The sequence below is a fragment of the Chitinophaga oryzae genome, from assembly GCF_012516375.2.
In the GTDB taxonomy this organism is placed as follows: Bacteria; Bacteroidota; Bacteroidia; order Chitinophagales; family Chitinophagaceae; genus Chitinophaga; species Chitinophaga oryzae.
This window is the reverse complement of sequence record NZ_CP051204.2, coordinates 3,986,517-3,999,732: the sequence shown is the minus strand read 5'-3', so window position 1 is coordinate 3,999,732 and position 13,216 is coordinate 3,986,517. Positions and strand designations below refer to the sequence as shown.

Genomic DNA, 13,216 nt, shown 5'->3' with positions numbered 1-13,216 from the left:
ATATTAGTGGCTGAACTGCATTTCGCTCAGCATGCGGTACAGTCCTCCGTCTACGCCAATCAGTTCCGCATGCGTGCCTTGTTCCACGATGTGGCCTTTGTCGAGCACAATAATTTTATCTGCCTGGCGGATGGTGGACAGGCGATGCGCAATCACGATGGAGGTACGGCCTTCCATCAGTTTATCCAGCGCGTCCTGCACCAGTCTTTCTGATTCGGAGTCCAGTGCGGATGTCGCTTCGTCGAGGATCAGGATACGCGGATTTTTAAGTACCGCCCTTGCGATGGCGATGCGCTGACGCTGGCCGCCGGACAGCTGAATGCCGCGCTCCCCCACGATGGTCTCCAGGCCGAGCGGGAAATGTTTGATAAATTCCCATGCGTTGGCCTGACGGGCGGCCGATTCAATTTCCGCTTCTGTCGCATCCGGCTTGCCATAAGCGATATTCTCACGGATCGTGCCTCCGAACAAAAACACGTCCTGCGGCACTACCGCCATCTGGGAACGAAGCACCGACAGCGGGATGGAAGTACCCGGCTTACCGTCATATAATATGCGGCCTTCTACGGGATCGTAAAGACGCAGCAACAGCGATACGATGGTGCTCTTTCCTGCACCGCTGGGCCCCACCAGGGCCACTTTCTGGTCTTCCTCCGCTTCAAAGGAAATGTTTTCAAGAATGGTGAGGTCCGGCCGGGAAGGATAATGGAAAGAGATGTTGCGGAAAGAAATCTGTCCGCCCAATTGTTCTCCCGGCGCTATCTGCGCCACCTCCGTAATGGCTTCTTCCGGCTCGTCCAGTATTTCGAGAAGATTTTCCGTGGCGCCGATGCTTTTCTGCAGGCTGGTGTATATCTCCGCCAACCCGGCGATAGAACCGCCGATAAATACGGAATACAGGATGAATGACAGCAGTTGGGGCGTGCTCATGCCCATAGACACCCCTCTCCAGATCACCGCCACCAGGGCGCCGAAAATACCGAGGATGATAAAAGAAGAAAAAGCCCCGCGGTACTTACCGCTTTTCATGCCGATACGGGCCGCTTCATTGGTACGCTGCCGGTAGCGGGCTATTTCAAAAAATTCATTGGCAAAAGCCTTCACGTTTACGATCCCCTGCAGCGTTTCTTCCACCACCGTGTTGGCCGCGGCCACCTGCGTCTGTACCTGTTTGGAGAACTGGCGGATGAACTTACCGAAGAAAACGGCTGCCACCATCATGACCGGAAGAATGGCCAGCATGAAGGCGGTCAGCTGCCAGGAGGTGACCAGCAGGATGATCACGCCGCCGATGATGATCACCATCTGACGGATGAACTCAGCCAGCGTGGTGGTAAAAGTGTCCTGCAACAGGGTGATATCGGAAGAAATACGGCTGCTCAGCTCTCCCACCCTTCTTTCGAGGAAAAACCGCATGGGCAGCCGGATCATATGGCTGTACACATGCTGCCGCAGCGCGGCCAGCGTTTTTTCAGTGACGTTTACAAACAGGATGGTACGGAAAAAAGAGAAGATGGCCTGTCCTATCAGAACAGCCACCAACAACAGTCCCGCTTTGTTGAAACCATGAAGGAGGTCATTGACGCTTTTGGGGTCGACCAGGTCGCCCAGCAGACGGGGAAATGCCAGGCCGGCAAGGCTGGATATCAGCAGAAAAACGAACCCGAGGGCAAATTCGACCCAATAAGGTTTTACATAACGGAATAAACGAAAGGTCTTTTTAAGGGACGTCCATTTCAAGCCAGGTTTGGGAGCCGGGACGGCGGCAGTGGTTTCATTTTGCATGTAGGATTTATACTTTGTTAATGGGGACGATATACCAGCAAATATATTGTATAAAGGAATGCCTTACTTCGGATAAAAACAATTTTTATTCCGTAGTAAGGCATCGTTAGGGCTACAAGCTATTGCGATTTGTGCCCCGGATTTCTGGAGGAATCTCCGGCGCCGGTACCGAAGCGGGCTGAATCTTCGCCCGGATTAATAGCTCCCGGAGGTGTTTGTGCGGCTGGCGCAGTGTCCGGAAGGATAGCGGCTGTGTCTGTAGTACCGCTGTTGTTCAGGTTCATCGAATCCTGGTTGTTGTTTTGTGCGCCGTTGCCGCAGGCCGTCAACATAGCAGCTGAAATGCCGGCAGCTAACAGCAGGTGAGATACTTTCATGATCCAGTGTTTAAAGGGTGAAATAAACAGTTACATGGTATAAACAAACTTCATCCCCTTTAAAATGTTTTTACTGGCGCGTAGTATCTGGTTTGGTCGCGGTGGTGTCCACCGGTATTACACTGGTACTGTCGACCCGGGGAACGGTCGCCGCAGCTGAATCTGCTTCGCGGGACGCTTCCCTGCTGCTGTTACAGGCAAACAAAAGGATACAGAGAATTCCTGTAACGCAGGCTACCATAAAAAATTTATATACGAAAGGCTTCATATGGCAGGTATTTATTGTTCTTAATTAAGTAGATGCAGGAAAGAATTGTGCCAACCCTTACATTTGTAAGCGTACATTTCCACCTTTCGATATGAAACATCTGCTACAAACAATAGAGGAAGACCAGATCCTGAAAGTATGCATCGCCCTGCTGATAGGCGCTATCCTGGGGCTGGAGCGGGAATACAAAAGGAAGGCGGCAGGGATGCGTACTATGACGCTTATCTGCCTCAGCAGTACCATCTTCACGATCCTGTCTGCTGAACTGGGGTATCCCAACAGCTCTGACCGCGTAGCTTCCAACATCCTCACCGGCGTGGGTTTCATTGGCGCAGGCGTGATTTTCAAAAATGATTTTACCATCGACGGTATTACCACGGCGGCCTCCATCTGGATCGCCGCGGCCCTGGGCATGGCGATCGGCATGAGCCAGTACGTACTGGCCATAGGCGGACTGGCAGGCGCTTTGATCGTGCTTATCCTGATGGAGTTCACGGAAAAAAGTATTGCTGAAATCAATGACAAACGTTACTATACCATCTATTTTCATGAGGATAAGTTCCCGCAGGTAGATGTGGAGCATATTCTCAATACTTTCGGGTTAAAATTCAAGCGGATGCAAACCGTTCGCAAAGAAGACCTGATCGAGGTCAATTACACAGTCCGTGGAAAACGTAGCAAAATGGAACGATTAGATGAATTTTTGCTACAGAACAAACACATATCACAATTTCAGGTACAACTAAATCCACTGTAACCATACCATGCCCTCTTATGCAGACATGCCGCTACACTATGGTCACGTACCACCCTGGCTGGCCAAACGGATGGCCCTTCTGGGTGGCGCTATTGTAGAGGCTATTGTGACGGATTACGGAAAAAGCGAAGTGATAAGGCGGCTCAGCGATCCCTGCTGGTTTCAGGCGCTGGGATGTGTGCTGGGAATGGACTGGCACTCTTCCGGCATCACCACCAGCGTGATGGGCGCGCTGAAAAAGGCTGTCAACCCGCGTTCCCAGGAACTCGGCATCTATATCTGCGGCGGCAAAGGCCGGCACAGCCGTGAAACACCGGCCGAACTGATGCGCATTGCCGATAAAACCGGCCTCCCGGGCGATCAGCTCGTACACAGCAGCAAACTCACCGCTAAGGTGGATAATACTGCCATCCAGGACGGCTTCCAGCTGTACCTGCATTCTTTTGTTTTGTCGACCGAAGGCGACTGGGCCGTAGTGCAGCAGGGCATGAACGACGCCAGCAGCATGGCACGCCGTTACCATTGGCATTCCTCTGCCTTTACGTCTTATACCGAAGCGCCGCACACTTTCATTTATGGCCGCAACCAGGGCATGATCCTCAATCTCACCGATACGCAGGCCGCTGCTACCAAAACCGGTATCCTGCAGTTGCTGGAGGAAAAACCTGCACACCTGTTGCCCGAAATACGCAACCTGGTGATGCCCTCCCATCATGAGGTGCGCGCGGAAAACGTCAACCTGAAACGCCTCGGCAGCGTGCTGGCACTGGCGCACGACATACATCCCGCCAACTTCGAATCCCTGCTGATGCTGGAAGGCGTGGGCCCCCGCACCCTGCAGTCCCTCACCCTGGTCAGTGAAGTAATACACGGTACCCCCTCCCGCTTTGAAGACCCGGCACGGTTTTCTTTTGCGCATGGCGGAAAAGACGGACACCCGTTTCCCGTCCCCACCCGGATCTACGATGAAACGATCGAAACGCTGCGGGACGCGCTGAACAAAGCGAAAATAGGCCATACCGATAAACAGGAGGCCATCCGCAAGCTATCAACGTTAGCGCAGCGCATGGAGCAGGATTTTGAGCCTAACGCCAATTTCGAAAAGGTGATAGAACGGGAAAAGCAGGACTCGTGGAAGTATGGCGGCCGTACCGTGTTCGGGAAAGCTGCCCCGCCGAAAGACGGCGAACAATTATCATTATTCTGAAGCAACAGCGGATATCCATGAAAGACTACAACACCCTCTCCGTACCCGAAGCTACCCTGCTGCAGCAGGAGCTGCGCCACCAGGTGGTCACGGCGCCCTTTAAAGGGAAAATACAACTGATTGCCGGGGCAGACATCTCTTTTAATAAGTTCAGCACCACCGTATATGCGGGTATTGTACTGATGCGGTTCCCCAGCCTGGAACCGGTGGGCTACAGCCTCGTCGTTAAAGAAGTTACTTTCCCGTATGTGCCCGGCTTCCTGGCTTTCCGCGAAGTACCGGCACTGCTGGACGCCTGGCAGCAACTGCCGCAGAAACCGGACGTGCTGGTGGTGGACGGCCATGGAATTGCTCATCCCCGGCGCATGGGCATCGCCTCCCATTTCGGGGTACTGGCCGGCCAGGTGACCGTAGGCAGCGCCAAGAAAAAGCTGTACGGCACCTATAAAGAACCCGGGGAAGAGAAAGGCGCCCACACACCGCTGACCGATAAACAAGGCGTCGTTATCGGCACTGTGCTGCGCAGCAAACAAAAAGTAAAGCCCATCTTCGTCTCCCCGGCCATCTCATCGATGTGGAAGGCAGCCTGTCACTGGTGGAACAATGTGTGCGGAAATACCGGCTGCCCGAACCTACCCGGCTGGCGCATAATGCGGTCAACCAGTTCCGGCTGGGCGCCCTGCCTGCAGGATATAGACCGGCAGACCTTTAAAACTGTATCCACGCTACAGCCGCTTTTTTCTCTGTGCCTTTGCGGCTGATCATCACGGTAGCGTATACACGCTGCACGGCATCGTAGCTGGAAGCGCCCATCATACAGTAATACCCTTTCGTTACCTCCGGCGCGCCGAACAGGAAAAGCCGCTCCATCTTACCGTTATAAAAACGGTAACATACAACGTTGGCATCTGCAGCATACTTCAACGGTTTCTTCACTTTATCCTGTCCGCCGGTTTCCAGGTATTGCAGGTAATCGTTGAACAAAATAAAAGTGGCGTTAGGAATATTGACATAGTCGTAAGACAGGTAGGTGTTGGTATTCAGCGCGGCGATCTTATTACGGAACACCCATTCGCTCTTCATCCTGCGATGCAGTGAAAAAGGCTCACAGACGCCGGTGATGGACTGGTATTTGGAAACCGCCAGCGTTTCATTCTCGCGACCGCTGCTGTCCAGCAAGGCCACGCCGATGTCCCCCATGTTGGTATGCAGCTTGTTGATCTGTGTGTTGCCCTGTTTGTAGCGGGTAAGCGCTTCCAGCAATAACGTCCCGCTGCCGTCAGCATGCCAGTATACCCGCTGTGGCACGCCTTTATAATCTTCCTTATAGCCAAGGTTGATCTGAACGTTTTTGCCCAGCTCGGGGAAAGACAACTGCTGATGTTTTCTCAGTTTGCCTGAAGCCAGCAGCGTATTCAGGAAGATGCCGCTGCTGCCTTCCGCACGTTGTCCGGGCGCATACAACATCAGCTTCACTTCGTTCCGTGCCGGCAGGAACTGCTGATATCCGCTCACATCGCGAAAGTTGGCCGTATAGTCGAGAACGTGATGCGCAAATGTCGCGGAGTCGGGCGACAGCGCTGAAAACAACACCTTCGACCAGGGCTCGTTCCCCTTTCTTTTGGCATTGAACCCTACGGTGCTCATATACACCTTTTCTTTGCCGTGCACCGAGAGGCTGATATAACTGAAATAGTTATACGCCGTATCCGGCAGGTAATAGAGCCCGGTATTGATCAGCTCATGGGCGGGCGAGAAATGCATCACGCGGATACGTTCCCGCATGCTGTCATTACGCTGTATTTCAGCGCCGTTGAAAAAGGCGACGGCATAGTAGTCGCTGTCAGGATCTTTTTCCACGTAACAGTCATGCGATGCCAGGTTTTCCTGTACATATACGCTGCGGTGCTGTACAGTGGGCAGTTCGCCCAGTTTGTCCTCCCGCAGCAGTTTACCCGTCTGCGGGTCCAGTACCAACCTGAAAAAAACGGGGACGTATTTCACCAGCTGTTGCAGGAAGATCACCGGTTGACCGTTGATTTCGTAAATGCCGTCGATTTCGGTCGATTCCAGGTCTGCCGCGTTCCACAGGCTGCCGGCCACGGAATCAGTTGCAACCTGCTCCCGCCGGGCATTGTATACCGTTACCCGCAGCCCTTCCTTTTTGGAAAAATGCAACCAGAAGGTATGCCCGTTTTTTAGCTGCATCAGTTTGTCCCATCCGTCCAATGGCTCCTCTACAGCGGGACCCAGCGTCACCACAGGCACCTGCGCCCACAAACCGGCAGGGATAAAAAATAAGCATAAACAAACAACTGATCTGATATAGGACATCATCTTATTAATTATATATTTCAAATATATGTAATTATATATAATTATTTATTTATCAAATATGTTATCTGTTAAAAAAACACTCGGGGAAGATGAATATCTTTACGGGATGAAAACTGTTTTTCCCGCCACTTATTCCACCCTCTGCCCCTCCGCTTTATCCGCCTTCCTCTCCGAAAAATACGCGCTGGAAGATGTACAGTGCCAGCTGCTGGTCCGCGGCGTCGGCGATACTTACCTGGCCCGGACATCCGCAGACCGCTTTATACTCCGGGTGTACCGCTCCACGCACCGCAGCCTGCCGCAGATACAGGAAGAAGTAGCCCTGCTGCAGGCGCTGAAAGCCGCGGAGGTATCGGTATCCTACCCACTGCAGGACATAGCCGGAGAAACCATTCAGCAGCTGAACGCCGTGGAGGGCGAAAGATGCGCGGTGTTGTTCAGCTATGCACCCGGGCACCCGGTGAGATTACTGAACGATCAGCAGTGCCAGCTGCTGGGCAGGGAAATGGCACGTTTTCACCAGGTTTCCGCCGCTTTCAGTCCCGTAAAAGCCAGGTGGGAATTTAATGAAGAGAGTATGTTCGTCCGGCCGCTTACCCTGCTGCAGCCCTTCTTCGCCAATAACGCTGAAGATTACACGTGGCTGCAACAGGCTGCCGCCACGGCCGCGGCGAGACTGTCAGCCATGAAAGAATTGCCGATGGGATATTGCCACTTCGACTTCCTTCCGAAAAACATGCACTTCGATGCAAACAGTATCACGCTGTTTGACTTCGACTTTATGGGATATGGCTGGCTGGTGAATGATATTGCTTCCTTCTGGCAGTACCTCTCGCTGGAGGTATACACCAAAAGGATGACACAGGACGAAGCCGACCGGCAGTATCAGCTGCTGCTGGATGCTTACCGCGAACATCGGCCCCTTGATGAAGCAGCACTGGAAGCAATACCCTTCATCTCGCTCGGATGGTGGCTGTTTTATATGGGTTTTCATACCACCCACGACCAGTTTCATGCCTTCGTACAACCGGGACACCTAAAGCTGTTCACCGGGCTGCTACGGCACCTGGCCAATACATACTGGAAATAGTCACGGCTTCTTCTCAAAGAAAAAATCGATAGACTTGCCATCGCCGGAAATCGTCACTTTCAGTTGATCGTCCGTCTTTTGATACACGATCTTTTGGGGAAAATCGTGCGCGGGGTTTTCGCAGGTAAAGCCATCAGCAGTGATGGCCGTGATTTTAAACCAGACCAGCCCTTTGTTTTCAGCTACGTCGGCCACATAATACAATGCATGCGCTTTCGCCTGCAATTGCAGCCCTTCTTTAAAGAGGGTATCCTTCTCCTTCATCGTGACACCGATGCCCTTCATCGCAGTACCGGATAACCGCTCCCACTGCTCAAACCCCGTCCTGCCGGGCCTGGACGCCTTCTTTGTCCACGTGCCTTCCAGCCAGTGCAACTTCGGAAAATCTGCCGCTGTGGGGGTTTGTGCATTCCCGGCAGTCACGAGCAACATCAGCAGACCGGATAAGAGAAAAGCTTTCATGATAACAGGGGAATTTGTTCCGGAATATACAACAAAAGCCGGCGAAAAAAACTGCGCTCCCGTAGCGGTGCAGATGATTTTATATTATCATTTGTTCCTAAATTAGCCGCATGAACTGCCTGATAGTAGACGATAACAAACTCGCACGCACAGCCATGAAGCAACTGGCCAGCCATGTGGAACAACTGCATGTGACCGGCGAATGCAGCAGCGCCATGGAAGCCTATAACCTGATCCGGAAGGAAAAGATAGACCTGCTGCTGCTCGATATCGAAATGCCGGGCATGAGCGGCCTCGAACTGACCCGCAACCTGGGTAAGCAAAGGCCTCTCATCATTTTTACGACGGTCAACAAAGACTATGCTGTAGAGGCTTTCGAGCTGAATGTAGCAGATTACCTCATCAAACCGGTCAGCCCGGCACGCTTTATCCAGGCCATTGAAAAAGCCCGCGAAATCATTGACAGCAACCACCGCGAAATACAGGTGTCCGATACGGAGTTTGTCTTTATCCGCGACAACGGCGTCCTCAAAAAAATAAGGACGGAAGACATCCTCTTCCTCGAAGCCATGGGCGATTATGTAAAGCTATTCACCGCACAGAAATTCCACGCCATCCATACCACCCTCAAAGCGCTGGAAGAAAAATTACCGGCCAGTAAGTTCATGCGCGTACATCGCTCCTACATGGTGGCGCTGGACAAAATAGAAAGCATCGAAGACGGTAATATCATCATTCAAAAAAATGTCATTCCGGTGGCAGACACCTACAAAGCGGCCCTCAACAATAAATTAAACTTTCTTTAACAGTTGAACGACCATTTCCCCGTTTTGACCGATACCTATCGCCCGTTGAACAATAAATTAAATACGCCGACCTTTATTATCGTATTTTGAACCGCCTTTCCTTCATTAGCGTTAATAATGTCATGCAGCCGAAAAGAATAAAATATTACCTGCTGGGCCTGTTCATCACAGGGATGATTTTGTTCGTGGTATTGCAGTTCAATTCGGCCAAAAACATCCGGAAGCTTATTTCCGGTAATGAACAGCTGCTGCAGGAACTCAACGTCAAAAACGAAATCCAGAAGCTGCAAACCTCTCTTGCCAAAACAGACAGCAAAGTGCGCGGCGCCGTTATCTCCCGCGACACTACGCATATCACCGGCATTGAGGTGGAAATCGCCGTCATCAAATCCGACCTGAAAGAAATCAATAAAATCGTTAAAAACGACAGCACCGAAAAACTGCTCACCCAGCTCAATTACCTCGTGGACGAGAAAAACAGTTTCAACCTGCTGATACTGGATACCTTCTACAGCAGCGGGAAAAGCGCCGCTGAAAAAATGATCAACAACCAGCGGGGCAAAAGACTGGGAGAAGCCATCACCAATATCCTCCACCAGCTGGACACCACGCGGCAAACAGAAGTGAACCGCACCACCCGCCTCATTGATACCAGCGGACAGAAAGCACAGAGCTGGGGCACCGTGCTGGTGCTTTTTGCCTGCCTCACCAGCCTGCTGGCCTTTCTTTATATCACCAGCCGCATCCACCGGCAGGAGCAACTTATAGAAGCGCTGGATGAATCGCAGCGCCAGGAGAAAAACCTGGCCGCCGTGAAGGACCAGTTCCTGGCCAATATGAGCCATGAGATCCGTACCCCCATGAATGCCGTGCTCGGCTTCACACACCTGCTGCAGGCCCAGCCCCTGAACGACAAATCAAGAGAATACGTCAACGCTATCTCCGGCGCCGGCCGTAACCTCCTCGAAATCATCAACGACATCCTGGACATCTCCAAAATAGAGTCCGGCATGATGCGTATTGAAGCCACTTCTTTCAGCCTCCGCGGCGTACTGCACTCCATCGACACCCTCTTCCGCGCCAAAGCGGAAGAAAAAGCGCTGCAGCTCAATATCAGCATAGCGGACGAGGTGCCCGACATTCTCTATGGCGATGTGATGCGCCTCACCCAGGTGCTGGTCAACCTGACCAGCAACGCCATCAAATTCACCGCTGAAGGGGAAGTGGACATCCATGTGACAAGGACATGGTCGGAAGACAAAAATGTTCGTATACTCTTCACCGTGAGAGACACCGGCATTGGCATCGAGGCAGCGCAGCTGGACAGTATCTTCGACCGGTTTAACCAGGCCGAAGCCTCTACCACCCGCAAGTACGGCGGAACAGGCCTCGGGCTTACCATCGTCAAACAACTGATAGAACTGCAGAACGGTTTCATCTCTGTAGAAAGTACGCCCGGCAGCGGCACGGCCTTCAAAGTGGAACTGCCTTACATGCTGGGGGAAATGATGCCGGAGAATACCGATACCTTATATACAGAAAAAGACCCGCTGCCTATACACCCTAACGTATGGTTACTGGTGGCGGAAGACAACCGTATGAACCAGAACCTGCTGCGGCATTTGCTCGGCAACTGGCAACTGCAGTACCGGATCGTCAACAATGGCAGGGAAGCGCTTCAGGCGCTGGAAAAACAGGCCTTCGACCTGGTGCTGATGGATATACAAATGCCGGAGATGGATGGCTATTCCGCCATTGCCCACATCCGCAAAGAGATGCATTCCAACATTCCCGTCATCGCCATGACGGCGCATGCTATGGAAGGAGAAAGGGAGAAATGTTTGCAGATGGGCATGAACGATTATATCTCCAAGCCGATCGATGAGAATACGCTGTATCGCATGGTCCAGGTGTATACCGGCAAGTTCTCTTCCCGCGAAATGCCGCCCGCCGGCGCCTATGTGCCGGAAAACGGACATACCCGCCTGCTGAATATGCAATACCTGCGGGACCTTTCCAAAGGCGATAAGTCCTTTGAAAAAAACATGCTGCAGCAGTTTATCACACAGCTGCCGGAAGACCTGGCCATGCTGAAAAATGCGATCGCTATCAGCGACCCGGTGAGCATCCGCGCTACTGCGCACAACCTGAAAACGACCGTGTCTTTTACGGGGCTGGAAACGCACCTCTACCCTATCCTGGAGCAGCTGGAGCAGACCGATGAAAATAACTACAACGCCGATACGGCCAACGAACTGTTCTATACCCTGAAACAGCTGTGTTTACAGGCCATACAGGAAGCGATAGACATCACGATTTAAGGCGGTCATCTCCCGGTACGACCGTTCATTTTTCCTTTTTCAACGACAGTAATACCCGGTTCACCGAAACGCGCCCTTCCTGCGTCGTTACCGGCATTATTTTTACATCACAATACTGAACAAAACATCATTAATCATTTAAAAAGACAATCATCATGAAAAAAATTATCGCTGCCGCACTGGTACTGAGCATTTCTGCTGCTGCTTTTGCACAGGCTCCTGCTGCTAAACCTGCAAAGAAAGAAAAAGCTAAAACTGAAGCGAAAGCTGAAGCTAAACCAGCTGCTGACTCTACCAAGAAAGCACATCACGAGCACAAAAAAGCAGAAGCTAAGCCTGCTGCTAAGAAAGCCGCTTAATTTACCATTATACAGCGTTTGAGTTAAAGAATAGCTCCGGGGCTACCCGGAGCTATTCTTTTTTTGCACGGGCTTCAGCGCCGGTATTCCGGTATGTACGGACAAAAAAAATCCGCCGTTGCCGGCGGACTTTTTCTCAATTATAATGTATATGCTATTTACTATTTCAGTGCGTCCAGTTTCTTTTTCACTTCTTCCACTTTCGCAGTCTGGTTTTTGATAGCGTAGATTTTCTGCAGCGCGTACAGGCAGCTTTCGTAAGTCTGTTTGTCACCTGCATCGAGGCTGCTGGCTTTAGCAGTGAAGCTGGCGTCAGCTTTCTCGAAGAAAGGCAATGCCTGGTTCATCAGACCTTCTACTTTACCCTGCAGTTCTTTAGCTTTAGGAGAAGTCTGTTGTTTGCTGTCCAGTTCATTCAGCTGTTTGTTGAACACAACGGCTTTGTTGAAGTACAGTGCGCCCAGCTGGAAATTGGCAGTGGCGTCGTTAGCGTTCAGCTCCAGTACTTTTTTATAGGCAGCTTCTGCTTTACCGATCAGCTCTTCGTAGTTAGCCGGTTTCGGAGCGTCGTTACCTTTTTCGTCGCGGGGATTGGCGAGGTTGTCTACACGGATAGCGTAGTCCAGTACAGCTGCTTCGTCGTTAGGATTATCGGCCATTTTCTTTTCCAGCATGGACAGTAATTCGTTGGTTTTACCGGTTTTGCTGTAGAAAGCCATTTCCATATCGTTGAAGCGTTTATCCTTAGGGAATAAAGCTTTACCCTGTTCGATGGTTTTGAGCCAGTTGGCCTGGTCGCCTTTTTCTTCATACAGCTGGCCCAGTACTACGTACAGTGCAGGTTCGCCTTTGAACTGCAGGTCAGCGGCTTTTTTCAGGTAAGTGAAGGCATCATCTTTCTTGTTAGCCTGGTTAGCAGCGTAACCGGTGTAGAAAGTCAGTGCGGTATCGGTAGGGATAGTGGTGCCCAGGTTTTTGCTGTTGTAGAATTCAGCGATTTCAAAGGCGTGTTTGAAATCCACCAGGGAGGAATCCCATTTCTGTTCGTTGAGGAAACCGTAACCGGCGTTGGCTACAGTAGCGTATACGTTGAACATTGGTCCGCTCATCTCCAGGATGGCTTCTTTCATTTTAGGATCAATTTCCAGTGCTTTTTTGAAAGAAGCATAGGCTTCGAGGGCGAGGTTTGCGCTTTTTTGTTTGGTGCCCATTGCTTCCAGGATCTTGCCGTTTACCAGCCATGTCTTTGCATCGTTTTTGGTTTTTTCATGCTGTAACGCTGCATCGATATCTGCTTTGGCTTTCTCCAGGTCTTGTTTCTTCAGGTTCTCATCTGCGCTGCTTACTTTTGCTCTCTGGGCCATCACCGATACGCCGGCCGTACAAAAGAGAAGAGATACCAATAATTTTTTCATGTCTCTAGTTTTTAGTTGCTGATTACAATAAG

At 51.4% G+C, this 13,216-nt stretch carries 13 protein-coding genes and 1 pseudogene; 8 read left to right on the top strand and 6 right to left on the bottom strand.

All coding sequences use genetic code 11. The features are described from left to right. Positions 1-3: 3 nt before the first annotated feature. The 3 genes from HF324_RS16605 to HF324_RS16595 form a co-directional block, all read right to left on the bottom strand. Positions 4-1,785 (bottom strand): ABC transporter ATP-binding protein, encoded by a 1,782-nt coding sequence (locus tag HF324_RS16605; protein WP_168803540.1) that lies wholly within the window; start codon positions 1,783-1,785, stop codon positions 4-6. A gap of 119 nt (positions 1,786-1,904) precedes the next feature. Continuing rightward, positions 1,905-2,162, bottom strand: a complete 258-nt coding sequence (locus HF324_RS16600; protein ID WP_168803539.1) for a hypothetical protein — start codon at positions 2,160-2,162, stop codon at positions 1,905-1,907. A gap of 70 nt (positions 2,163-2,232) precedes the next feature. Then, positions 2,233-2,430, bottom strand: coding sequence for a hypothetical protein (locus tag HF324_RS16595; RefSeq protein ID WP_168803538.1), 198 nt, complete (start codon positions 2,428-2,430; stop codon positions 2,233-2,235). A 91-nt stretch (positions 2,431-2,521) separates the two neighbouring features. On the opposite strand from HF324_RS16595, the gene HF324_RS16590 reads away from it, so the two are divergent. The 4 genes and pseudogenes from HF324_RS16590 to HF324_RS33870 all read left to right on the top strand — a co-directional run bounded on the left by HF324_RS16590 (position 2,522) and on the right by HF324_RS33870 (position 5,106). After that, positions 2,522-3,187 carry an MgtC/SapB family protein gene (locus tag HF324_RS16590; protein WP_168803537.1) on the top strand — a complete coding sequence of 222 codons (666 nt, stop codon included), beginning with the start codon at positions 2,522-2,524 and terminating at the stop codon, positions 3,185-3,187. Between the two features lie 7 nt (positions 3,188-3,194). Continuing rightward, entirely contained in the window at positions 3,195-4,394 is a 1,200-nt protein-coding gene (locus HF324_RS16585) for a DUF763 domain-containing protein (RefSeq protein ID WP_168860296.1), read from the top strand. A gap of 17 nt (positions 4,395-4,411) precedes the next feature. After that, positions 4,412-4,963, top strand: a pseudogene (locus tag HF324_RS16580) (endonuclease V); the annotation flags it as partial. 5 nt (positions 4,964-4,968) lie between these two features. After that, positions 4,969-5,106: an endonuclease V gene (locus tag HF324_RS33870; RefSeq protein ID WP_373997305.1), complete on the top strand. Its 138-nt coding sequence runs from the start codon at positions 4,969-4,971 to the stop codon at positions 5,104-5,106. On the opposite strand, the gene HF324_RS16575 is transcribed toward HF324_RS33870, so the two are convergent. Beyond that, a complete protein-coding gene (locus tag HF324_RS16575; RefSeq protein ID WP_168860295.1) occupies positions 5,103-6,731 on the bottom strand; it encodes a hypothetical protein in 1,629 nt (542 codons plus the stop codon). The two genes, HF324_RS33870 and HF324_RS16575, sit on opposite strands and share 4 nt — an antisense overlap. A 106-nt stretch (positions 6,732-6,837) precedes the next feature. On the opposite strand from HF324_RS16575, the gene HF324_RS16570 reads away from it, so the two are divergent. Beyond that, the gene (locus HF324_RS16570) at positions 6,838-7,821 is read left to right on the top strand and encodes a phosphotransferase enzyme family protein (RefSeq protein ID WP_168803533.1); all 984 of its coding nucleotides are present in this window, start codon (positions 6,838-6,840) and stop codon (positions 7,819-7,821) included. Here HF324_RS16570 and HF324_RS16565 read toward each other — a convergent pair whose 3' ends face one another. Then, positions 7,822-8,283 (bottom strand): DUF6265 family protein, encoded by a 462-nt coding sequence (locus HF324_RS16565; protein WP_168803532.1) that lies wholly within the window; start codon positions 8,281-8,283, stop codon positions 7,822-7,824. A gap of 110 nt (positions 8,284-8,393) precedes the next feature. Between HF324_RS16565 and HF324_RS16560 the strand changes: the two genes are divergently transcribed. The 3 genes from HF324_RS16560 to HF324_RS16550 all read left to right on the top strand — a co-directional run bounded on the left by HF324_RS16560 (position 8,394) and on the right by HF324_RS16550 (position 11,769). After that, a complete protein-coding gene (locus HF324_RS16560) occupies positions 8,394-9,089 on the top strand; it encodes a LytR/AlgR family response regulator transcription factor (protein WP_168803531.1) in 696 nt (231 codons plus the stop codon). A 122-nt stretch (positions 9,090-9,211) separates the two neighbouring features. After that, positions 9,212-11,410, top strand: coding sequence for a response regulator (locus HF324_RS16555; protein WP_168860294.1), 2,199 nt, complete (start codon positions 9,212-9,214; stop codon positions 11,408-11,410). A 155-nt stretch (positions 11,411-11,565) separates the two neighbouring features. Then, on the top strand, positions 11,566-11,769 hold the full coding sequence (locus tag HF324_RS16550) for an acid-shock protein (protein WP_168803529.1): 204 nt from the start codon (positions 11,566-11,568) through the stop codon (positions 11,767-11,769). Positions 11,770-11,930: 161 nt separating this feature from the next. Here HF324_RS16550 and HF324_RS16545 read toward each other — a convergent pair whose 3' ends face one another. Then, on the bottom strand, positions 11,931-13,184 hold the full coding sequence (locus tag HF324_RS16545) for a tetratricopeptide repeat protein (RefSeq protein WP_168803528.1): 1,254 nt from the start codon (positions 13,182-13,184) through the stop codon (positions 11,931-11,933). Positions 13,185-13,216 lie beyond the last annotated feature (32 nt).